This is a genomic window from Reichenbachiella sp. 5M10 (genome assembly GCF_002742335.1).
Lineage (GTDB): Bacteria > Bacteroidota > Bacteroidia > Cytophagales > Cyclobacteriaceae > Reichenbachiella.
In genome coordinates this window covers 4,275,113-4,296,441 of the sequence record NZ_MDGR01000007.1, presented here as the reverse complement: position 1 = coordinate 4,296,441, position 21,329 = coordinate 4,275,113, and the positions used below count along the sequence as shown (strand labels likewise).

Here is a 21,329-nt window from a genome sequence, read left to right as displayed (position 1 = left end):
GCTACTGATTCGGTAGCCCTAAAATCCATCATCCTCTTCCTCTTCATTGACAGGAGTCGATTCAGCAGGAGATTCTTCCTCCTCTATGACCTCATCAAAAGTATCCGCGGCTTCCTCCTCGTCATAGACAGGCGTTTCTTCTTCCTCTATGATAGTATCATACTCTTGCTCGCTCTGTAGCTCCACATGTGCGTCATCTGGCAACTCCAAGTTGTAATCCTCATCGATATTGTAGTACTTTCTACGAAACCCATTGACGTAATCCGTCACTTCAAATTCATCTCCTACCACCGTAGTATAGGACCCAAAACCGACCTTGGAAACATTTGAGTTTTCAGCCACGAGGTTGTTAAAATCTTCGTTGGACGAGAACATCAGCAAACGCCCTCCTTCGTAACTAAAGAAGTACCAAGTCGACGGTGCCAATTGAAAAAATAGCCTCAATACTTCTTCCCCATCTTCATCTTTGGATATCTCCAAAAAACCATCCGCGGCAGCATTCACATCGATATTCTTGATGTTTGAAATACCTATTTTCGACGTATTATACCAGGCCTTATAGTCATGAGACCATTTCAAATCCACATTGGAAATGAGCATCGTTTGGACCAATTCTTCAGAGGCAGAGTACAGTGGCGCATAGTCTCCCAAGGTACTGTTTTCATATTCGCGAGTATCTTCATCACCTATGATGTTGGACAGTTTCACCATCAAGTCAACGCCATTGTGATGAGCCGCATGTGACCCTATCCTCTCCACCATATCCAGTACATCTTGTGTCATCGCATGGATCACGTCTTTGTCTATATCCATGTCCAACCCGATCAATGCATCCATGCTGTACACATTAGAGTCCGGTTTGGCACGCCCCACTATAGAAGTCATCACTTTAAATTCCTTCTTGTTTTTGACCAAATTGATTCGACCATCGAAAAACAACTCTCCTGTTTCATCATTGTAAACAAAGGATTTGCCCGAGTAGCCACTCAAAGTACGTCGATTCGGTTCTTCAATTTTGAATTCCTTCTTTCTCTGGTCATACGACAATATTCCATTCGCTTTGAAAAAATAACTATCCTCCAACTGATGCCTCTCTCGCACAAACCCCATGTACAACTCCCCGTTACTCTCATCGTATAGAAGCCCTGCTGTCACTGGTTCTCCCTCCTCTGTAGTGGATTGAGCAATATCAAGCTCTACATCAGCGGTATCTCCTGGAGTACGGTAACTAATCCAATAGTCATAACGTCCTTGGCTTTTCATATCGAGGCTGACATACCCCTCTTTCTCCAGAGATTTTTGGTTGGCATACATGGTCACGTCTCCTTTATAAAAGAACCCCGGAGAAACTCGAATATTTTCTTCTTCGCGAATGACCCCACCCGAGACAGTCATCGAATCTATCTTTCCTGAAGCATTTTTGACCCCTGTCAATTCAAACTTCTCAAATTTGATCGCAAAAGTGTCTTTGGCAGTATTCACCAATTCATAAGTTGCACTCCCTTCAAACTTCCTTCTGGAGATAACGGTTATATTCCCATCAAAAAGATTGTGATAACCATTGAGCGTATCTATTTTCAGTTTGGCATTGTTGAAAGGCTGAAGGACCGAGTTTTCCAAAATCGTCGTCTCGTGGTTGTCTGGAATCACCTCCGCATCTGCTACCTTGATAAACGGGATACCTTTGATATTCAAATCATAGGTGTTCATGTTGTAGATTGCCTCCGTCGCACTAAATGCCAAAGAATCGAGCTCCTTTCGTGTCGTATAAAAATACGAATGCTCGATATCGATGTAATCCGGCTTAGACATCACCACCTTGGCCGAATCAAGGTACCATACCGCATCTGGAATCGATGTTTTCATCTGAGCATATGGAAAACTAATCGCTGCAATACCTTGCCGCTCGGGGTGAACCTTGGCGATATTCTCCACTAGGTCAAAGTGAACATCCAAATCCTTGCCAGCCATGGCTGGCTTCTCTGGGTTGTCTGTCAAAATCTCAAACGCTGAATGACGACCCAGATACTCATACTGCTGGAATTGAAACTCCTCCGAAATAGACCGTGATCCACGAGTCAGCATTTCACCCGAACCATAAACCCCTTTGAGGGTGATGTTGGCCTTGCCATCCAAAGAAGCTGTCTCATTGTAAAACTGAAAAGGAGCCCCTGTATTCTCGATATACATGCTATCCTTAAGTGGCCTCCATAGCATCTTAAAATCCGCAAGCTTTGCTTCAGGATAAGAGGCCTCATCTATTTGTCCCTCGCGTATGAGCCCTTCTTGTCCTACAGCAGAGACCGAATCCATGTAAAACACAAAATCATCTGAATACACAGTCGCCGTACGAAAATCGATACGACCTGAAGCTCTAATACCGTCGGCATTGAGTGTCAAGGTTCCATAAAGCATCCCTTCGCCACGATACAATGCATAACCCTCCGCAGGGATCTGGTGTACAAACCCCAAAGACTGGTCTGGCATTATCTTTAACGTCTCAGTAATCTCAGGAATAATACCACCCGAATTAAATTTACCCTCAAAACCAATCGCAGATGCATCACCACGATTGCTACTATCCATCTCAAACGGGGGCACGATAAAATACACCGAACGGTCATACGCTCCATGCAAGATGTCTTTTTTGTCAAAGTAAACTATTGCCTCCGAGTCAGAAACAAAATAAGGATACTGTGTAAACTCCCTGAGACCTGCTTTGTTTTTTGGATGATTGATGTACAGTGTCCCAGAAGTCAGCTCAAGATGATTACTCAACCGTGTCTTCTCTGCTTCACTTTTGTCATGAAAATCAACTTGGATTTTGATCGAGTCAATATCAGGCATCTCAACCAGGTACTCGTTGTAATTGAGAACTGTCTCCTTGCCATGATAGCGAAAATCCCCCGCATTGACCATTCCGTTGAATTTCATTCCCTTGTCTTTTGTCAAAGTCAATATGCTACTGTCTGGTTCGATGTAGACCTCTGTATCTGGGGTGATGTAGACTTTGCGCACACCGCGCACATCCATCTCTCCCTCGTCAAAATGAAGCGTAGCATTCGGACCTCCCGATGGATTGACCGAACTGATCAGAAAGTTGTCATAATCCTTTCGCTTATTGTACGCCAATTGATAGTGAAAAGCTTTGCGCAATACCTGAATCTGACCAGACTCTTTGTCGTAGGTGATGTACTGGTTTTGCTCCAAATAGACTGCTGCAGCAATGACGAGGTTTGGGTCCAAATCATAGGCATCCACCAATTCGAGGACATTGTACTTTGAATCTTGGATTTTGCGCGCATACTGCACTACCAGCATGATCGGGTGAAAGCCAAACAAGCCTGTCATCTTCGTATAACGAATCGGATTGAAATACTCCTCGGATTCAAACAAGGCAGGGACACGATTGGGTGCATTAAGAATAGACACGTCTAGATCACTGGAGTCGAGGTTCCACTCTACCATATCCGCTTGAAACTCCATTTTAAAAAAAGATGAATAGTAATAGGTATGCTTGTAGTCCCCTTTGTCCACGAACAGTTTCAGTTCGGGCCCGCTCGCATCATACGAAGCCCCAACTGCTGGATGGTAGATCGAGTCAGACCCATGGTGTATCACCATAGACGACCGTTCTGCCGTGACCAACGAATCCTCCAATACATACTCATAGGATTTACTGACAAAACTTCGACCCTCGACACCCTGAACCTCCAAAGTCGACAATTCTTTGGCAATGGAGCGTCCATATTTTCGTGCACCCACGAGCGCAAACCCACCGACATACTTGACCCCTTTGCCGGGAAGTTTAAGATTGATATCTGAATGCAGCGAGGTGAAAGCTGGATGCTTCTTCTCTGATTTGGAATGACGCTTCCCACTTTTGAAGTAGAAAACTCCTGGTATCGTGCCATCAAACATATCTGGATACTGGAGTTCGGCACGTGTCGTTCGCAGCAGAGGAGTCGTCGTATTAAACGAATAGCCTTTGAGCTCTACCACAGCACCATCCGTACCTCTCAGGTCATCTGGCCAATCTATTGTGCCACTGGTCCCAACAAATTGCTCCTCCTTGAGGAGAAAACTGCCCGACACATTTTGGATGGTCAATGTGTCATAGGGTGTCGCCATACGAAACTCCATTCCTTTGACCTTGATCACAGGTCCTCCTATGATTGGATCAAAGTCATTGGCCTGAGCCAAAGCTACCAAATCCGTCTTTTCGAAAGCATATAACTTGCGCTCATACACCTCTTTTTTGGGTTGATCATCAATGAAGCCATTGTCCGCGGGGCTGTCCCAAGAAGTATCATCCGCTCCCCAACTGTCGTCGGTGCTACCCCAACCATCATCGTCTCCCCAGCCATCGTCACTGTCCCAGTCGTCAGCGCTACCCCAATCATCCGAAGCCCAGCTGTCGTCTGTCGAACCATAATCTTCTGCTATCTCTTCCTCAGAAATATACTCTTCCTCCACGACTTCTTCTAAGGCCTCTTCGGTAGGGATTGCTGTCTGCACCAGTGTCGTATCCTTCATCAACTCGATGGTATAGCTGCCCCCTGTACTCATCACTTTATTGTACCTAGACTGGTAGATCGTCCCTTGGGCAAAAAAGAAAGCCAGGTTTCTAAAAACCGTGATGATCTGAGTTTTGTCGTAGTGATCTACTGCGTGATGACAAATGTCAAGTACGCCCGAAAACTGATCTCCCTTGAGCCCCTCTTGCGTATGAGCATAAGTGATCAGGCTAAAAAACAAAGTATAATATGGCTTGGTTGAGAGCCTTCGGTCATTCATCTTGGTACAGATCTCGATGATTGAGGCTTTCTGAGAATCGTCAATCTGGGTACGCCAGATGTTTTGAAAATCATAGGCGACCTTGTCATGCGTCTCGGTATGAAGCGCACTGAGATTGCGTACCACGTCTATAGCAAAGCTATCCGGCTGAGTCGCAAAGCCAAAGTATTGGGCTGTAGCTAGATGAGAGCCGAGGGTACATAGCAGAACAAGAAGTAAACACCTGTTTTTGAACATTAAAAGTGATTCTGTATGAACGGCTAAAGATAAGTAAACGTCCAGCGATAATCTAAAGGAATATCATGATTTGGTCAATTTCAAGGCAGCCCAATTGTCTCGAATGACTGATTTGTCCAAATGAAGATCGTATTGTGCCGCCTTTTCTTCGATATCAGAAATGTCTGCCTCATAAAATCCACTCAAGTACAACACCCCACCCGACTCTAACAAACTAGCATAACTCGGAATTTCGACCAATAATACATTTTTGTTGATATTGGCCAAGACCACATCATAGCATTTCCGGGTCAGTTTCACTTCGTCAATCACACCTTGATGTACTGGTACATCATACATCTCATTGAGTTCAAAGTTGTCGATACTATTTTCGATGCACCAGTCATCGACATCCGTCGCCTCTACATGTGTCGCACCTAGTTTGTGCGCCATGATGGCCAATACTCCCGTGCCCGCACCTATATCAATCACAGACTTGCCTTCAAAATCGTTCTCCATTTCGAGAGAAAGCATGTTGTAGGTGGTGGCATGATGACCTGTACCGAATGACATCTTTGGAAAAATCACTATCTCATAGTCAAACTCTGGTTTGGGCTCGTGAAAAGTCGCGCGCACACGACATCTTCCCGCTACCTCGATCGGGTGATAGTTTTTTTCCCACTCTTCATTCCAATTCTCCTTTTCAATCTCTCGATAAGAATACTTGGCATCAGAGGGGGCTTTATAGCGCTGCACAATCTCACGCACCGCCTCTTCTTGAAACAGCTCACTGGCAATGTATGCTTCGACACCATCTTCTTTTTCTTCGAATGTATCAAAGCCAATTTCCGCGAGCTCCGCGACGAAAATATCTGAAAACTCAGGGGTACAGGCAATAGTCAATTGGATAAATGTCATCTGTTGCATCCGGCGAAGGATTCGTAATCTGTGTAATAAATGCTAAAATCAGCTAAGCTTCGGTTGCGCTCGAGATAAATGTAGACGTCTGCCATCCCTCGGTTAGGTACCGTAGACCAGTGTCCCGCACGATCTGCGTACAATGCATTGGCTTCTTCGAATACTATGACGTCCGCAAATGACTCTGTCTCTTCGACATACACACTGAAATCCGCCTGACGCGGATCAGGAGAGAAATACACCTTTCCATAAATCTCACAAGGATCTGGCAGGTCACTCTTTGGGTCTGAACCCAAAAAAAATATACAAGACAAAATAATAGAAAGCATCTCTGGAGTCAGTCCGTTAAAAAAACACCCTCTACAGTTGCACTGTAGAGGGCACTATAAATTTCCTGCTTTTAGAATGCGTTGACTATCGCAAGAAAGTCATCGGCATTCAACGAAGCACCGCCGATCAATCCACCATCGACATCTGCCTGAGCAAATAACTCTTGCGCGTTGCTTGGTTTACAACTGCCACCATATAAGATGGGACATGCGTCTGCTGCTGCTTGGCCAAACTGAGTCGCCAGGTGCGCTCTCAATTCTGCATGCATTTCTTGTGCTTGCTCAGAGCTAGCCGTTTTGCCTGTACCAATCGCCCATATAGGCTCATAAGCAACAGATATTTTAGCAAAGTCTTCTGCAGAAAGGTGGAAAAGACTTTCTGTCAATTGCTGCTTGACATAGTCATACATCGTCCCTGCTTCTCTAATCTCGAGCGGCTCACCACAACAAAAAATCGGAATCAAATCATTTTCCAAAGCGATATCTACTTTGCTTGCCAATAGAGCCGCAGATTCGTTGAAGTACTCCCTTCTTTCGCTATGACCCAAGATCACATAATTGGCTCCTGTAGACTTCACCATCGAAGCAGAGATCTCACCAGTATACGCACCAGATGCTTTATCGCTGCAGTTTTGTGCGGCGATTTCGATACCGTTTTTGCCTGCTACATCCGCTGACACTGAGGTCAAATGAATGAAAGGTGTACCCAAAACGATTTTTGCTTTTTCAGAGCCCGTAGACTTTTCCAATACCTCCAAAGCTAGTTTTTTGCCTGCTTCCAGGTCGTTATTCATTTTCCAGTTGCCTGCAACGATTTTTTGTCTCATTGTTATGTGTATTTTAAAGAATCCAAATATTGATTGCACAAAGTTGTAAAAATTATGGCATTAATTGGTGATTTTTCATCATTTTAGCGATTGGATTGAATGGCCTAAATCTCCCCCTACCGTCTGTTTAGTCTCATGATTTGAAAGAGTTTTTCTCACTTTCTATAAACCAAAAGTTATATGAAAAGGCATACCTACGATTTCGGAGTAATAGGCAATTGTGCATTTAGTGCACACATCAAAACAGACACCAACATCTCATGGATGTGTTGGCCAAGATTTGACAGCTCATTCATCTTCGGCAAAATGATCGATGACCAAAAGGGTGGAGAGTTTTCTGTACTGCCCGCAGAAGGCAAATTTGAATCCAAACAATACTACATCGAAAACACCAACCTACTCTGTACTGAAATCGAATGTGCCAGCGGCAAATACAAGGTGACAGACTTTGCGCCACGCTTCGAGCAATACGAGCGCCATTATAAACCGCTAATGCTCATCCGCAAAATCGAACCTGTCTCGGGTCATCCCAAAATCAAAGTCAACTGCAATCCTGTAGGTGACTATGGCAACACCGTCCCTGAACGTACCATCGGAAGCAACCACATCCGGTACATCGGTCTCGGCTCGCAAGTGAGACTGACGACCAACATCTCGATGAACTACGTCATGAACGATCAAGAGTTCGTGCTCAACGAAACCAAATACTGCGTCCTCACCTACGGACAACCGATGGAGGCTGAGCTCAAAGAAACATGTGAGAATTTTCAAGACCGTACAACAAGATACTGGAGAAAATGGGTCAAAACAGCGAGTATCAATCACTTTCAACAAAAAGCAGCTATTCGATCGGCGCTGATCCTAAAAATCCACCAGTACGAAGATACTGGCGCCATCGTAGCAGCACTCACTACCAGTTTGCCAGAGGCTCCCAAATCCACACGCAACTGGGACTATCGATTCTGCTGGATGCGAGACACCTACTACACCCTCAACGCGTTCAATAATATTGGCCATTTCGAAGAACTCGAAAAATACTTTCACTACATCATGAACATCACTAGCTCAGAGACCGAAAGGTATCAACCGCTCGTGGGGATCGGTGGTGAAAAAAGCCTCATCGAAATCGAAACAGACCTCAAAGGATACATGGGCGAAAATCAGCCTGTACGTGTCGGAAACCAAGCTTATGAACACATCCAAAATGATGTCTACGGGCAAGTCCTCGTATCGTTGTTGCCTTTGTACTATGATCAGAGGATTATATTCACGGAGACCTTTGACAGTGGCGATCTGATCTACAAAACCCTCGGCCTCATCGAAAAGACCATGGAGCAAGCAGATGCAGGTCTTTGGGAGTTTAGAAATCTCAAACAGTACCATTGCTATACCTACTTGTTTCATTGGGCGGGTTGTCTAGCTGCAAGAAAAATCGCAGCAGTCATCAAAGATGAAAAAATGGACAAGTTGGCCACCAAACTCGGCGCAATCGCCAAGGCCAAGATCGAAGAATGCTACAGCCCCGTCAAAAAAGGGTACAGTCAAGCCATCGGAACAGACCGCATGGATGCAAGCTGTCTCCAACTCATCAACATGGGCTATCTAGACCATGACCAAGACAGAGCAAAACAGCACTTGATTGCCATGGAAAAAGACCTGAAAGCCAGCAATGGACTCTTTTTCCGATACAAACACCAAGATGATTTTGGTGAGCCCGAAACGACGTTTATGATATGTGCTTTCTGGTATGTAGAAGCTTTGGCTTGCGTAGGTAGAATCGACGAAGCGGTAGAGTACTTTGACAACCTCGTCGGCTATGGCAACCATGTCGGGCTACTCAGCGAGGATGTCACCGAGCAAGACGGCAGCATGTGGGGCAACTTCCCACAAGCCTATAGCCATGTCGGACTACTCAACGCCGCGGACAGAATCGCGAAGAAATTAGACATTCACGATTTCAATTACTAAGAGCCAAAATGATCAAGAAGAGGGTTTCAAGTGGATCAGCCTTCGAGGACAAAATCGGCTACTCGCGTGCAGTAGTCGATGACCACTATGTCCATGTCTCTGGTACCACTGGGTACCACTACGAAGACATGAGCATCTCAGAAGACGTCACTGAGCAAGCTCGACAATGCCTGATCAATATCACCCATGCGCTGGAGCAAGCTGGCAGTAGTTTGGAACGGATCGTACGGGTCAAGTATATTCTTCCCGTACGTGACGATTTTGAGCCTTGTTGGCCGATTCTCAAAACATATTTTGGCAAGATCAAACCCGCTGCAACCATGATCGTAGCGGGCTTGGCAGACCCTCACATGAAAATCGAAATAGAAGTAACGGCCTCCCTGTAATTTAAATTGGAAAGGCTAAGACGTTTTCTTATTTTTAAGCGTCTCAAAAATGGATAGTCACGTCGAAAAAAGATATGAAATGAAAGACAAATTGATATACGGTATACAGCAGATAGGAGTAGGGGTAGATGATGCCGTGAGAGGTTTTGAATGGTACGGCACTCGTCTAGGCGCAGACGCATGTATTTTTGACGATGACAATGAGGCCACCTATATGGCCAAATACATGGGGGGTCAAGCGCGCCCAAAACGTGCCATTCTCGCCATGAACCTCCAAGGGGGTAGTGGCTATGAAATATGGCAACATACCGGTCGCACTCCGCTCAAAATGGAATCGCCTTTGGATTTAGGGGATTTGGGGATCAATATCGCCAAAATCAAATCCATCGATATCCAAAAAAGCTACACCCGCCTCAAAAATCTCGGCGTAGAATTTCGATCAGAGATCGTGACAGGCCCAGACGGGAAGAAGAGCTTCTATATCCAAGACCCTTGGGACAACATACTCGAAATCAAAGAGTCTGATAATTGGTACAACGTCCAGAAACATGATATGGGTGGGATCTGTGGTGCCACTCTCGGTGTATCCGATATCGAAGCTTCGCTCAAACTATTTTCGAATTTACTGGGTTACGACCAAGTGATTTACGATGAGACAGGTACTTTCGAAGATGTCGCTAGCCTATCCAAAGGCACCGAAAAATTCAGACGTATCTTGCTCACACACAAAAACGACCGAACAGGTGGATTCAGCCCCTTGCTTGGCAAGAGCGAAATCGAATTGATACAGCGTCTAGACTCCAAACCAAAAAAACTGTTTGAAAACAGATTCTGGGGAGACATCGGGTTCATTCATTTGTGTTTTGACATCAAAAACATGAAGAAACTGGTCGAAGAATGCAAAGAGGCAGGCTTCCCTTTTCAAGTTCTCAGCAACGAATCCTTTGATATGGGTGATGCCAACGGGCATTGGGGATACATCGAAGACCAAGACGGTACACTCATCGAATTTGTAGAGACACACAAAGTTCCCTTGATCAAGAAGTTGAATTTCAACATCAACCTCAAACATCGAGACCCGAACAAACCGCTCCCCAATTGGATTCTCAAAGCCATGAAAATCAAGCGGGTCAAATTTTGATCCGCTGATCTTACATTGACCGCATGTTCTGAGGAGCATACTTCATTTTAGGTATTTATGAGCCTATATACTCTATCTGTTCTTTTGCCAAAAAAATCGCTCTATCTTCGCAGATATAGCATTAAAAATCAGGGGATAAGGACTCGTTGGAACGAACTAAAACTATACAATACGAACGCATTTTCACACGACTAGTCGCCTGCATCATACTTTGGTGCATCGCCGCAAGTGCTTGGGGACAAGTAAGCTATGATCTCAGAGGTAGTGACTCAGAGGGCTACACAAGTGTTCGATCTAGTACTACACAACTATGGGGATTTGTAGACGCCAATGACCACTTAGTCATACCTTGTAAGTACGATATCGTAGAACCCGTCCGAAACGGTCTGTCTGTGGTAGTTTTCAAAAACTTCTATGGTGTGATCAACCAAAAAGACAGCCTAATCCTACCTCCGATATACGATGACATCACTACCATAGACAATCAAATCTTTGGTGTAAGTCTACGACAAAAGGAAGGTCTCATCGACTCACACGGAATACAACTCATCCCTACCCAATACAAAAAAGTCATCCTTATAGACGAAAATCTAGTCATCGTCAAACAAGACGACACTTGGGCCATGGCCAATTCGCAAGGGGAGTTCATCACGAAGTTTCTCTACCAACAGGTCTACCCCATGCGAGAAGGAATGATCAAAGTAAAACTCGGTCGAAAATACGGTTTCGTCAACCGGACGGGAAAGACCGCTATCGCCCCCGAATATGAAAACCTAAAATACTACTCCGAAGGGCTTTCTCCTGCCAAAAAATCTGACCTATGGGGAGCCATAGACCTAGGGGGCAACCTAGTGATTGACTACCTCTACCATAGCATGACGCCTCTTCAAGATGGACTGTTCAAAGTTGGCCTCCACGGGAAATATGGGTTCATAGATGCAGCAGGGCAAACCGTCATACCTATCAAGTATCGCAATGCAGACTACAGAAATGATCACCTCATCTATGTCGAAGAATCTCTCGGCCTGTTGCTGTTCAATACTCAAGGTCAACTGCTCTCCGACAAACACTACGACAAACCCAAAAGCTGGAATGGCCCCTATAAAGTCAATGATGGTTGTATACTTGTCATCCGCAAAGGGCTCTATGGCTACCTACACGCAGACGGAGGAATCTTCGTGCCCTGTCAGTACGATGACGCAGAGCCCTTCAACGAAGGAATTGCTAAAATAAGTCTAAACGGCAAATGGGGTCTCATAGACAAACAAGGCAACCTTATACTAGACACCAAATACGATCATATCTCAAAATTTGATCATGGATTGGCCATCGTCGAAGAAGAAAACAAACTAGGCCTAGTCAACAACTCCGGAAGACTCATCACTCGTGTCGTCTATCAAAGCATAGAGTCTACGACCAACAATCAATTCATCATCAAGAAAGAAAACAAATACGGCATGCTGGATCAGTTTGGTTCGCCTTTGCTACCTGTCGAATACCAACAGTTGGTCAAAAACCTCTACAGCAGTGGCTACCTCGTGCAACAAGGTGACTTGTGGGGCTACATAGCTGAAGACGGAACTCCACTGCTCCCTATCCGCTATGACAACATCCAAGTCTACGACGAAGGACAATCTGTGATTGTAGAAAAAAATGGAAAAAGCTCACTCATGACTATAAATCAATTTGTCAAAATACCTTTTCAATATGACAAACTAACACTCACTCCTGATAGATATATCCGAATAGATGATCGAGGCAAAGTCGGTCTAGCCACGATCAACGGTCAAACCCTGATCAAGCCCAAATATGACGACATACGCAACGTCCAAATCCACTCGGTAGAAGTGCTCAAGAAAGGCAAATGGTCACTCAAAAACTACTGAACTAAGCTCTCTCTAGGTCAAAACTGATCTTTGTACCTTGGGCGGGTTCGCTCTCAATCGTCAGAGTCGACTTATGCGCTCGAATCAATGCACGACAAATTTTTAGGCCCAATCCCATTCCTTTCTCCTTTCCCGTACCTAGCTTGGAAGCAAACGTGTTTTTGAGCCTCTTGAGCTCTGTACTAGACATCCCGACTCCTTCGTCACGGACACTGAGCAATACTTTGTCCCCATCGCGTTTGCTCTCAAGATAGATCGTGTCGTTACTTGACGAAAACTTGATGGCATTGCTTACAAAATTTCTTAAGATCGTTTTGATCATGTCTGGTTGACCATAGACGTCATCTTCCTCTAAATTTACTTGGAGCAAGATCCCCTTATCTTCAAGCTGCTCTGCGAACAAGAACTTGAGATCCTCTATGACACTGGACAGATTGAAAGGCCCTTTTTCAAAATCAGCCTCATCACTTTGGCTCTTGATCCAAATGAGTATATCATTGATGAGGAAATTGACCGATGACACTTGCGTTTCGATTCGTTCGATGTACCCCATGGTTTCTTCCTCGGTCAGATCACCTTCTTTCGCCAATTGCAACACGCCATGCAAGCTGGCGAGAGGAGAACGTACATCATGGGCCAAAATAGCAATCAAATCCTTTCTCATTTGACTGAGAGCATTTACTCGCAAATAATTTTCTTTGATCTTGGTGTCCTCCAGGGACTGCATCTCGGCTTGGTTGAAACTCAATCTATTTTGTCGCTCGATTTGATATTTGATGACAATCAATCCACTGAGTACCATCACATACGAAAGAATCGAATTTCCTGTCTCGTACACTTCAAAATCCAATACATAGATCAAGAAGAACACGACTACTACCATCAAAAGAGGTGTCAAAAACAAGGCGTGCCGGTACAGAATACCCGAAAACAAATAGGTACCAAAAACCACAATAATCATCGTACTGTTGATCCCAAAACCCTGGGTACCATTGAGATGCAAAAGCAAAAGCTGTGAACCAATCGTAAATACAAAAAGAAACCACGCCAACTGATAAAAGTGACGCACAAGAAAAGCCTGACTCGATCGCATCACCATCAACACCAATAAAACGTAAATCGGTACAATCAATAATGCTTGCCAATATACAGAGACGACATGGCGCTCCTCCACATAAAAGAAGTAATCCTTCGCTGCGAATATTGTATTGAACAACAAAAGCATGCCCAAAAAAAACTTCACAAACCTAATTTCAAAACCTATGTTGTAGGATCTAAAACGCTCTTCTATTTCCTCATCGTGAAACTCTAGGTTCCATGTGTTGATAAATGACTTTGACATTCTCCCAAAATAACTGCGTGCTTCAGCAATATAGCTTCTTCGTATGGGGGCGCCCAAACCTATCATAACACACAATTAGGCGTGCTTTTTCGCTGAACCAACCCAAACTCAGATGTCTATTTCCCCTTCTTTCTATAGCTGTTTTGGGTTATTCACCCAACTTTCTGAGAAGGCCTCGGACTTTCTCGGGCCCTAAGATACTATATTTTGCGGCAGATTGGTTGCCTCCGACCTTGATCGTGAAAGCACTGTCTGGCATAGCCTTGAACGTATCCTCATCCGTCCAATCATCTCCTATCGCCAAAACAAAGTCTGCAGTGTAGCGCTTGAGCCAGCTTGCCGCAGCTCTCCCTTTGTTCACCTCTGTGCTTTTGATCTCCATGACCTTATCTCCTTCCAAAACCTGAAGATTCATGTTAGATGTGAGATACTTGAGGTGACTCATCAATTCTCTGGTTCTCAACTCTCCAAGTCCTGTTTCTACCTTTCGGTAATGCCAAACTAGAGAATAATCTTTTTCTTCGATAAACGAACCAGGCGTACGGTTGACATAGCCTTCAAGGACGTCCTTGATGTCACCCTTCCACACATCGGTAAGATGAGTGATCGTCTCCCAATCTCCACCAACTTGTCTCAGCCATACACCATGCTCTGCAATCAAGTCAATAGGTCTATTGTCAAACCACTTCTGCAATGTGTTTTTGTCCCGACCACTGATGATAACCACTCGTGTATTTTCCTTTTCGATCAATTGGTCAAGAATCTGATAGAGTTCCTCATTAGGCACGGCTAGTTGCGGATCTGGGTGAAACCCCGTCAATGTCCCATCATAATCTAAGAACAACAACCTCTGCTTAGCTTGCAGATAGTCCTTGCGAATACCCTCGATAGTTTTCGAATCGATGTTTTTGGTTTTCTGCGCGAGTTGTTGTTTTTTGACATGAGCCAATCGACTCATAAACAAATCCACCCAGTGATATATATTGTATCTCTTGAGTGTCTCTTGCATCACCGTCATACGGCTGATTTGTTCTTCTTCGCTCATTTCTAGAGCATCCTTGATCGCTCTCACCATCTGCGCGCGGTTGTTTGGGTTGACCAAAATCGCATCGGATAGCTCTTTGGATGCTCCAGCCATTTCACTCAATATCAAAACACCCTTTTTCTCCAGTTTACTGGCGATGAACTCTTTGGCTACTAAGTTCATTCCATCACGGAGAGGGCTCACAAAGCCTACATGCGCCATACGGTAAAATGCCGACAAAGCATTGAGCGGATAAGACCTAAAAAAATAGTGTACGGGAGTCCAGCTCAGTCGCCCAAACTGGCCATTGATTCTACCCACTAGTAGGTCAATTTCTTCCTTGAGTTCTTTGTATTTGCCTACTTGATATCTCGAAGGTACCACGATCATCACGAGCGAAACTTTCGTTCTATACTGTGGATACTCAACCAAAAACTGCTCAAAGGCCTTGACGCGCTGCGGGATCCCTTTGGAATAATCCAAACGATCTATCGACAGCATCATCTGGGGTGTGCCAATTGCAGTACGGTATTGGACCTCCTTTTCTATCGTTTCTGGTTCAGAAGCCGTCGAGCTGTACTTCTCATAATCAATCCCCATAGGAAGAGCATCCGCCATGATCTGACGGTTGTTGTAATTGATGATTCCGTGATTATTGCCTATACCTGCCAAGCGATTGGCAGACGACAAAAAATGTCTCGTATCGTCGTAGGTATGAAATCCCAAAAAGTCAGCACCCAACATCCCCAAAAGTAACTCTCGGCGAAACGGCAAGAGACGAAACGACTCATAAGATGGAAAAGGTATGTGTAGAAAAAAGCCAATCTTCAAGTCTGGCTTTTCTTTGCGCAAGAGAGCAGGCACAAGTAGCAGTTGGTAATCATGGACCCAGATGGTATCTTCCTCACTGGCTTGTGACAGTACTGCATCTGCAAACTTCTGATTGACTGCTTTATAAGACTCCCAGGTACGCTCATCAAAAATGGAATACTGATTGAAATAATGAAAGTTGGGCCACAAAGTTTCATTGGAAAAACCCTCATAATAAAGCTCCAAGTCCTCATCAGTCAAAAAGACTGGATACATACTCTGAGATTCGAGTATTTCTGTCGTACTTTTCTCTTCTTGCTCTGACACAAGGGTAGCTCCAGGCCAACCGATCCATACGTTGTTTCCACTTTTGTAAATCGAGCCCAAACCCGTAGCGAGACCTCCTTCTGTCGGTTGAAAATCTAAATCCTCCCCTTCTTTTCTGACCACTTTCACGGGCAGACGGTTGGACACTATGATGGTTTTGGAATTGGTTTTTGATGTCATATCGGATATTTTCTAAGAACTATGGGCTGTTGTCAAGCTAGGCCAAAATTAGTGATAATAAAGAACACACTCGAAATCAGATCAATACATTAATATGTCTTTTCGCATGTTTTGATACGTGTCCATACCTTGTGTCTCTAGATCGACCAATTCGTCAAATTCCCCCTTGGATTCGATCCATTTTCTCACTTGGTCTGTGCCATTCAAGATATCTATAGGCAAGAGCTGTTCTTCGTACTCATAGGGGGGCTGCTTCCAAAGAAACTCTCCTCCCATCTGATGGTAAAGCACTTGATTAATCAGCTGACCTACACGCCATGGCTGAAACGCATGATAATCTGTCACATGGATTTGATACCCATGACACAGCTTTCCCGCATGCTTTTGAAAGGTAGGCAAAAATGATAACGGACGCAGAACAAACCCTGCTAAATTTGACTTTGCAAAGGCTGCCTCCAAAATAGGAAGTAAATCATAATTTTGGATAGCTGGATGGCCAATTGTCTCAAGGCTCTTGGTCGTCCCACGACCCTCCGAGACATTGGTCCCTTCGAAAATCACTGTCGCTGTAAAAGTAAATGCGGTCTCGACATTTGGCAGGTTCGGAGAAGGCAGCACCCATGGCAATCCCGTATGCCAATAATGCATCTGACGCTCCCAGCCAGACATCTTGATCACACGCAAGTCACAGATCACCCCCCAGTGCTGACGTGCCATCATGGCAACTTCACCCATCGTCAGGCCATGCCGCATAGGAATCGGATACCTCCCCACAAAAGAGCGAAAATTCATATCGAGCACATTTCCTTCGACCGCCGCACCTCCGATTGGATTAGGGCGATCGAGTACGATAACCTCTATGTCTTGTTCACCGCAAGCCTCCATCATGTAAATCAACGTATAGATATAGGTATACACTCGGGTACCTACATCTTGCAAATCGACAATCACATGATCAATCCCAGCCAGCATATCTGCCGTTGGTTTGCGTGTATCAGAGTAGAGGCTATAGACTGGCAACTGATAGTACCCGTGTACAAAATGATCCGTCTCCACCATGTTGTCCTGAACATCAGCAAAAATCCCATGCTGTGGGGAGAAAAGTTTCTTGAGACGAGACCCAAACAGATCTTTGATCGTCTCTATGCCGTGTGTGTAATTTTCGTCAACCGATGCAGCGTGACAGAGGTAAGCCACATTGCCTTGGATGTGATCCAGATGATTGTGGAGGAGCTGAAGACCCGTTTGTGTTTTCATACTCCCAAATATATAGTGAGTCGGCGAAGTTCTCTTTCAGAATGAAGCAATATTGGTCTGGACCACAGTTCTACTCCAACTTCTCTCGGAGATACTTTGCCGTATGATTACCCTTGATTTTGACCATCTCTTCGGGTGTCCCTTCGAAGCATATGTTGCCTCCTTGGTCTCCTCCATCAGGACCGAGATCAATGATCCAGTCCGACGATTTGATGATCTCCATATTGTGCTCAATAATGATCGCCGTATTGCCTTGATCCACAAGCGCATTGATGGAAGCCAGGAGTTTTTCGATGTCTTTGAAATGCAAACCCGTCGTAGGCTCATCAAATATGAACAAGATTTTTTCCTTTTGGGCAGCCTGTCCTCTACCGAGAAAAAAGGCCAACTTGACCCGCTGTGCTTCCCCACCACTCAAGGAGTTGGAACTTTGTCCCAATTTGACATAACCCAAACCTACATCATAAAGAGGTTGGAGTTTGGAAACTATTGCTTTCTGGTCGGCAAAGAAGTCCAAACTCTCTTCTATGCTCAATTCCAATATATCAGAGATATTCTTGTCCTTATACTCTATAGCCAAAACCTCTTCTTTGAAACGCTTGCCTTTGCATTCGTCACAGGTCAAGTGCAGATCCGCCATGAACTGCATCTCGATCTTCACTTCACCTTCTCCTTGACATGTCTCACATCGCCCCCCCTCGACATTAAAGGAGAAATGCGATGGTTTCAAACCACGCTGCTTTGCCAGAGGCAACTCTGCAAACAAAGTACGTATACCGTCGTACGCTTTGACATAGGTCACTGGGTTGGAGCGCGAACTTCTACCCAAAGGGTTTTGGTCAATCATCTCCAGTTTTTGGATCATCTTGTAGTCTCCATCCAATCCAGAAAATTTCCCCGTTTCTTCACCCGTCACCCCAAACATCTTGCCCAGCGCTGGATACAAGATTTTTCGAATCAGCGTAGACTTCCCTGAGCCACTGACACCCGTCACGACAGTCAATACCTCCAGAGGAATCTTCACGTCCAGTTCCTTGAGGTTATTTTCTCGTGCACCGTATAGATCGATACTATGATTCCATTTTCTCCGGTATTTAGGCACGGGTATTTCTTCTTTCCCGTTTAGGAATCGAGCCGTAATCGACTTCTCCTCTTTGAGTATCTCGTCCCATCCTCCTTGAAAGACCAGCTCTCCTCCATGCACACCAGCCGCAGGCCCAATATCGATGATTTGATCCGCACGACGCATGACCTCTTCCTCATGCTCCACCACCACCACGGTATTGCCAAGGTTGCGAAGTGTCATGAGCACATTCCCCAAGCGCTCCGTATCTCTCGGGTGCAGCCCGATACTTGGTTCATCAAGAATGTACATAGACCCCACCAATGCGCTACCTAGAGATGTGGCCAACTTGATGCGTTGGTATTCGCCACCTGATAGGGTAGCTGTCAACCGGTTGAGTGTCAAATAACCCAAACCAACCTCCTCCATATACGCAAGACGGTTTTGGATTTCCTTTAGGATTCGCTTGGCTACCTCTTGCTGATAGTCGCTCAGTTCGAGTTCGCAAAAAAAACGGTTCGCCTCACTCAGTGGCATCAATACCAATTGGGAAATGGACTTGCCACCAATTTTTACAAAGTTGGCGTCTTTGCGCAAACGAGTACCTTTGCAATCTGGACACGTGGTCTTGCCACGGTAGCGTGACAGAAGTACCCTATACTGAATCTTGTGCAACTGAGATTCGATGAACGCAAAGAAAGCATGTATCCCCTCAAATGCACCGTGGCCTTCCCAAAGCAATTCCATTTGCTCTTCGGTAAGCTCTTTGACTGGCCTATGGATCGGAAAATCCAATTCATGTGCCAGATCTATTAGCGGCTTGAGCCACTTTTTCATTGTCTCACTTCTCCAAGGCACAATAGCATTTTCAAATACCGACAGGTTCTTGTCAGCGATCACCAAGTCTGGGTCAATCCCTAGCACTTTTCCAAAACCCTCACATTTGCGACAAGCCCCATATGGATTGTTGAAACTAAAGAGGTTGACAGAAGGCTCTTCGAATGACAACCCATCCAGTTCAAACTTGTCCGAGTAGCGTAAGACGTCCTTTCCACGAAAGTGGACGTGGCACGAACCATTACTCTCAAAAAAAGCCGTCTGTACAGAATCTGAGAGTCTAAACGTCGCATCCTCATCACTTGAATTGACACTGAGTCTATCTATCAATATCTCTACATCTCCTGCTTTCAATTTTTGCGGATCTAATTCTTCGATCTGCTGCATTTCTCCTTTGATCAGTACACGAGTAAAGCCCTTGCTGAGCAGGATGTTGAGCTCCTCCTCCAATGTGCGCCCCTCATGTATAGCCAGGGGAGCCGCAATCATGAACTTTTCCCCTTCAAGATGAGCATGAATGGCATTGACTACTGTCGTGACTGTATCTCTCTTGACTACCTGTCCACTGATCGGGGAGATCGTTTCTCCAATTCTCGCAAAGAGCAACTTGAGATAATCGTATATTTCGGTACTTGTCCCTACCGTAGATCGGGGGTTTCGTGTGTTTACTTTTTGCTCAATGGCTACCGCTGGTGAGATCCCCTTGATGTAATCCACCTCGGGTTTTTCCATCCTCCCAAGAAACTGCCTCGCATACGAGCTCAGACTCTCGACGTATTTTCTCTGCCCTTCTGCAAAAAGTGTATCGAAAGCGAAGGAGGACTTGCCCGAACCTGACAACCCAGTGACCACCACAAGTTTGTTTCTCGGGATAGCGACACTTAAGTTCTTCAAATTATTGACTCTAGCGCCTTTGACAAGGATGAAATTTTTAGGATCTAACTCGTCAATATTGTACTTCACCATGGGCAATATGTTTTTTGGCAGTTCATCTAGGATGAGGTAATTTTGCAAAACGCCCGTCAGCTGATGGGCAAGCAAAAATAGACATACGAGGACGAATTTTAGCTGAATGTGAAATAATGAAAAATATTTTCTGCTTTTTGTCACAAATCCGGATCGAGCTTGTCTTACAATAGAATCGAACAAGAAAAAAATGGAAATTTTAATACTTATGCTCGTGCTATGGTACGGAGGACTTTTCTTCCAGACCTTCTTTCTTCACAGATATTCAGCACACCAATCGTTCACCATGTCTAAGCTTGGCGAAAAGATTTGTTTCATCTTGACTTGGGCATTCCAAGGGTCAAATTACCTAAGTGCATATGGCTATGGCGTCATGCACAGAATGCACCACGCGTATGCCGACACAGAAAAAGACGTACACTCTCCCAAATATGATGCAAACCTATTTGCCATGATGTGGAGAACGAAGACAACCTACTCTGCCATCACCAATAAAGAAATAGAGGTCGAAAGCAGATTCACAGAAGGTGTACCCGAATGGCCTGCATTTGACAAGTTTGCTAGATCTTGGTTTTCTAGACTTGCATGGTCCGCATTTTATATAGGGTATTTCTATACTTTTGCTACCGCATGGTGGCAGTGGTTGGCACTACCGGTAGCCTTCTTGATGGCTCCTATCCACGGTGCCATCATCAACTGGTTTGCTCACGTGTATGGATATGTCAACTTCAAAGTCGGTGACACTAGCAAAAACATGTTGCCCGTGGACTTCTTGATGATGGGAGAGAGCTACCACAACAACCACCACAAACATGGCAACAGAGCCAATTTTGGTGGCGTCAGATGGCACGAAATAGACCCTACCTATGTCGTAATGTGGGTGTTGGACAAACTAGGCTTGATCCATATCAAACGACTCGAAGTATCGGTCAAAAAAGAAAACATCAAAACTGCAGCTTAAGCAACTGTATTATGAATAATGAAAAAACCCTAACTCGGTGACGAGTCAGGGTTTTTTTATGACCTTGGTATTTTGACCGCTTACGTATTTTAGA

The 21,329-nt window shown here is 44.9% G+C and carries 13 protein-coding genes; 5 read left to right on the top strand and 8 right to left on the bottom strand.

The window, feature by feature from the left end; genetic code table 11:
• Window positions 1-18: 18 nt before the first annotated feature.
• From BFP72_RS17510 to tpiA, 4 genes are all read right to left on the bottom strand, one after another.
• Window positions 19-5,034 (bottom strand): hypothetical protein, encoded by a 5,016-nt coding sequence (locus tag BFP72_RS17510; RefSeq protein WP_143520119.1) that lies wholly within the window; start codon window positions 5,032-5,034, stop codon window positions 19-21.
• 63 nt (window positions 5,035-5,097) lie between these two features.
• The gene (gene prmA, locus BFP72_RS17505; protein WP_255397248.1) at window positions 5,098-5,940 is read right to left on the bottom strand and encodes a 50S ribosomal protein L11 methyltransferase; all 843 of its coding nucleotides are present in this window, start codon (window positions 5,938-5,940) and stop codon (window positions 5,098-5,100) included.
• Window positions 5,928-6,227 carry a DUF6150 family protein gene (locus BFP72_RS17500; RefSeq protein ID WP_143520118.1) on the bottom strand — a complete coding sequence of 100 codons (300 nt, stop codon included), beginning with the start codon at window positions 6,225-6,227 and terminating at the stop codon, window positions 5,928-5,930. The genes prmA and BFP72_RS17500 overlap by 13 nt, the downstream gene beginning before the upstream one ends.
• A gap of 104 nt (window positions 6,228-6,331) precedes the next feature.
• Window positions 6,332-7,087 carry a triose-phosphate isomerase gene (tpiA, locus tag BFP72_RS17495; protein ID WP_099600371.1) on the bottom strand — a complete coding sequence of 252 codons (756 nt, stop codon included), beginning with the start codon at window positions 7,085-7,087 and terminating at the stop codon, window positions 6,332-6,334.
• A gap of 180 nt (window positions 7,088-7,267) precedes the next feature.
• On the opposite strand from tpiA, the gene BFP72_RS17490 reads away from it, so the two are divergent.
• The 4 genes from BFP72_RS17490 to BFP72_RS17475 all read left to right on the top strand — a co-directional run bounded on the left by BFP72_RS17490 (window position 7,268) and on the right by BFP72_RS17475 (window position 12,468).
• Entirely contained in the window at window positions 7,268-9,055 is a 1,788-nt protein-coding gene (locus BFP72_RS17490; protein ID WP_099600370.1) for a glycoside hydrolase family 15 protein, read from the top strand.
• Window positions 9,056-9,063: 8 nt separating this feature from the next.
• The gene (locus BFP72_RS17485; protein WP_099600369.1) at window positions 9,064-9,441 is read left to right on the top strand and encodes a RidA family protein; all 378 of its coding nucleotides are present in this window, start codon (window positions 9,064-9,066) and stop codon (window positions 9,439-9,441) included.
• A gap of 79 nt (window positions 9,442-9,520) precedes the next feature.
• Window positions 9,521-10,582 (top strand): VOC family protein, encoded by a 1,062-nt coding sequence (locus tag BFP72_RS17480; RefSeq protein WP_099600837.1) that lies wholly within the window; start codon window positions 9,521-9,523, stop codon window positions 10,580-10,582.
• A gap of 146 nt (window positions 10,583-10,728) precedes the next feature.
• Window positions 10,729-12,468, top strand: a complete 1,740-nt coding sequence (locus BFP72_RS17475; protein ID WP_099600368.1) for a WG repeat-containing protein — start codon at window positions 10,729-10,731, stop codon at window positions 12,466-12,468.
• A 1-nt stretch (window position 12,469) separates the two neighbouring features.
• Here BFP72_RS17475 and BFP72_RS17470 read toward each other — a convergent pair whose 3' ends face one another.
• From BFP72_RS17470 to uvrA, 4 genes are all read right to left on the bottom strand, one after another.
• Entirely contained in the window at window positions 12,470-13,810 is a 1,341-nt protein-coding gene (locus tag BFP72_RS17470) for a HAMP domain-containing sensor histidine kinase (RefSeq protein WP_158233454.1), read from the bottom strand.
• Window positions 13,811-13,958: 148 nt separating this feature from the next.
• Window positions 13,959-16,151 (bottom strand): bifunctional alpha,alpha-trehalose-phosphate synthase (UDP-forming)/trehalose-phosphatase, encoded by a 2,193-nt coding sequence (locus tag BFP72_RS17465; RefSeq protein ID WP_099600366.1) that lies wholly within the window; start codon window positions 16,149-16,151, stop codon window positions 13,959-13,961.
• Window positions 16,152-16,232: 81 nt separating this feature from the next.
• Complete coding sequence (locus BFP72_RS17460; RefSeq protein WP_099600365.1) at window positions 16,233-17,408, bottom strand: exo-beta-N-acetylmuramidase NamZ domain-containing protein; 1,176 nt, start codon at window positions 17,406-17,408, stop codon at window positions 16,233-16,235.
• A 70-nt stretch (window positions 17,409-17,478) separates the two neighbouring features.
• Window positions 17,479-20,274 carry an excinuclease ABC subunit UvrA gene (gene uvrA / locus BFP72_RS17455; protein ID WP_099600836.1) on the bottom strand — a complete coding sequence of 932 codons (2,796 nt, stop codon included), beginning with the start codon at window positions 20,272-20,274 and terminating at the stop codon, window positions 17,479-17,481.
• Between the two features lie 190 nt (window positions 20,275-20,464).
• On the opposite strand from uvrA, the gene BFP72_RS17450 reads away from it, so the two are divergent.
• Window positions 20,465-21,235 (top strand): acyl-CoA desaturase, encoded by a 771-nt coding sequence (locus BFP72_RS17450; RefSeq protein ID WP_099600364.1) that lies wholly within the window; start codon window positions 20,465-20,467, stop codon window positions 21,233-21,235.
• The last annotated feature ends 94 nt before the right edge of the window (window positions 21,236-21,329 follow it).

What these genes read in the sequence shown, in the direction of transcription:
- BFP72_RS17510 (WP_143520119.1), bottom strand. Translation starts at nt 5,034, where the DNA reads ATGTTCAAAAACAGGTGTTTACTTCTTGTTCTGCTATGTACCCTCGGC.
- prmA (WP_255397248.1), bottom strand. Translation starts at nt 5,940, where the DNA reads ATGCAACAGATGACATTTATCCAATTGACTATTGCCTGTACCCCTGAG.
- tpiA (WP_099600371.1), bottom strand. Translation starts at nt 7,087, where the DNA reads ATGAGACAAAAAATCGTTGCAGGCAACTGGAAAATGAATAACGACCTG.
- BFP72_RS17490 (WP_099600370.1), top strand. Translation starts at nt 7,268, where the DNA reads ATGAAAAGGCATACCTACGATTTCGGAGTAATAGGCAATTGTGCATTT.
- BFP72_RS17485 (WP_099600369.1), top strand. Translation starts at nt 9,064, where the DNA reads ATGATCAAGAAGAGGGTTTCAAGTGGATCAGCCTTCGAGGACAAAATC.
- BFP72_RS17480 (WP_099600837.1), top strand. Translation starts at nt 9,521, where the DNA reads ATGAAAGACAAATTGATATACGGTATACAGCAGATAGGAGTAGGGGTA.
- BFP72_RS17470 (WP_158233454.1), bottom strand. Translation starts at nt 13,810, where the DNA reads ATGTCAAAGTCATTTATCAACACATGGAACCTAGAGTTTCACGATGAG.
- BFP72_RS17465 (WP_099600366.1), bottom strand. Translation starts at nt 16,151, where the DNA reads ATGACATCAAAAACCAATTCCAAAACCATCATAGTGTCCAACCGTCTG.
- BFP72_RS17460 (WP_099600365.1), bottom strand. Translation starts at nt 17,408, where the DNA reads ATGAAAACACAAACGGGTCTTCAGCTCCTCCACAATCATCTGGATCAC.
- uvrA (WP_099600836.1), bottom strand. Translation starts at nt 20,274, where the DNA reads ATGGTGAAGTACAATATTGACGAGTTAGATCCTAAAAATTTCATCCTT.
- BFP72_RS17450 (WP_099600364.1), top strand. Translation starts at nt 20,465, where the DNA reads ATGGAAATTTTAATACTTATGCTCGTGCTATGGTACGGAGGACTTTTC.